Genomic DNA, 260 nt, shown 5'->3' with positions numbered 1-260 from the left:
TCTCCAAAGCTTGTTCGGTCAGCTTCACCTTTGTCTGAATCATTCTTTGCAGGTGCTCCAGCTTTTTGATTTTGCTTTCGATTTCTGATGATTTCTCTTTTAAAAGCGTGATGATACCCTCAGGGGTTTTGTCTGTTAAGAGCGGTTTGATCTGCTTCAAGGGCACGCCGACCTCCTTAAACAGACCGATAACCTGGAACAGTTCGAATTGATGATAGGAATAGTATCTGTATCCGTTCGCTTTTTTGATTTCCGGAGAA

At 42.7% G+C, this 260-nt stretch carries 1 protein-coding gene; it reads right to left on the bottom strand.

Features of this window, described 5'->3' with window-relative positions; all coding sequences use genetic code 11:
* The coding region (locus tag SB660_RS21680) for a MerR family transcriptional regulator (RefSeq protein WP_410584483.1) at window positions 1-260 on the bottom strand (260 nt) is incomplete at both ends.

Origin of the sequence: Bacillus sp. SIMBA_005 (genome assembly GCF_046535585.1) — a bacterium.
Classification (GTDB): Bacteria; Bacillota; Bacilli; order Bacillales; family Bacillaceae; genus Bacillus; species Bacillus pumilus.
Note: the sequence above shows the minus strand (reverse complement) of the source record. Positions and strands in the feature narration are given on the sequence as shown.